Genomic DNA, 1,399 nt, shown 5'->3' with positions numbered 1-1,399 from the left:
TGTCGATCCCTAAAAAAGGTTGACCGTTTTTTACTAATCAAACCATCGGACAAACATGAACCTGGGGTTCTGTTTCCGGGGTAAAATCAGTACGACTTGATGTCGTACTGATTTTAGAAAAACCTTCGGCATAAACAATTACCTTAGGTCTGTTCTGAGTGCTTAAACTTAATAATTCATTTTCAAATTCTCTTGGTGTTTGTTTATTGGGAAGACTTCGATGTATTCGCTTGTTGTTGTAATGATCAATAGCAGAGGCAACTTCCTTTTTCAGTTGTCTAAAAGTGTTAATGGATTTATATACTAAATATTCATTCTTGATGATACCATTTACTCTTTCGGCATAAGCATTCTCTTGTGCGATCAGCCCCATACTCAGCTGAAAACCATGTTTAGTTAGAATCGCTCGATAGTCACTATCTACAAATTGACTCCCTCGATCAGAATGATGGATTATACCAGTTATACCTTGAGCTTCTGTTAATGCCATTCGAAGAGCGGCTAGATTAGCATCAGCGCGCATATGATCACTTACCTGATAGCCACGGATAACTTTGGTATAGATGTCTATAATAAACGTTAAGTAGTAAAAACGATCTCCCACCTGATAGTACGTTATATCAGTCTGCCATACACGATTTTTATCCCAAACCAAAAGCCCTTCAATTAGATTGGGATAGTACAATATCGTGGGAATAGTTGTACGTCTGTAGTTCCTGGTTTTTCTAACTCTATAGCCCAACTCCATAAATACAGATATAAATTTATCACGTCCCAACCAAGGCGGGCAAAGGCTATCATAAAGCTTCTCAAGACCACATCCCGGATGAATGCTACGGATCTCATCAACCTGTGTGATTAACTCTTGAAGCCGGTCTGAATAATCTATATAGGCACGATTGTGCTTATGCACAGCTTGCTTGCTAACCCCACTAATACAATAAACTGAATTCATAGAAACACCTAGTGTTTTGATGTTTGTTCTGAACCAGTTGATGGTGGGGTATCGGAGTTTTTTTTGATATCGATACCATAGTGAGTATTTGCCAACTCAATCATCTTTTCCAGGAAGTCAATATTAAGTTGCTTCTGCCCAACTGCTCTCTCCAAATCCTCAATGCGTTTCTGAAGATCTTTAAGCTTCTGTTTACTGCTATCTGCCATCTCTACTACTTTAATCTTACGCTTATTATACGAAGAATACTTCTGTATCCAGCGGTATATTATCGTAGTGTGAACCTGGTAAAGCTTAGCCAATTCCAAAACACTGAACTGGCCACGTTCATAATCTTGAACGACTGTCTGTTTAAATTCTTCGCTAAAAAGACGTCTGTTCGCTAATGTAATTCGCTTTGTCATAAGTTAACCTTTTGTGGTCAACCTATTTCAGGGACTGACA

Annotated in this window: 2 protein-coding genes; both read right to left on the bottom strand. The window is 38.5% G+C overall.

Annotated features, from left to right (window positions below; all coding sequences use genetic code 11):
* Positions 1–37 precede the first annotated feature (37 nt).
* Entirely contained in the window at positions 38–955 is a 918-nt protein-coding gene (locus ACFQ21_RS25190; protein ID WP_377584092.1) for an IS3 family transposase, read from the bottom strand.
* Positions 956–963: 8 nt separating this feature from the next.
* Positions 964–1,359 (bottom strand): transposase, encoded by a 396-nt coding sequence (locus ACFQ21_RS25185; protein ID WP_377584090.1) that lies wholly within the window; start codon positions 1,357–1,359, stop codon positions 964–966.
* Positions 1,360–1,399: the final 40 nt, after the last annotated feature.

It is taken from the genome of Ohtaekwangia kribbensis (genome assembly GCF_042676245.1).
Classification (GTDB): domain Bacteria; phylum Bacteroidota; class Bacteroidia; order Cytophagales; family Cyclobacteriaceae; genus Ohtaekwangia; species Ohtaekwangia kribbensis.
The sequence above is the reverse complement of the archived record's forward strand: the minus strand, read 5'-3'. Positions and strand labels throughout refer to the sequence as shown.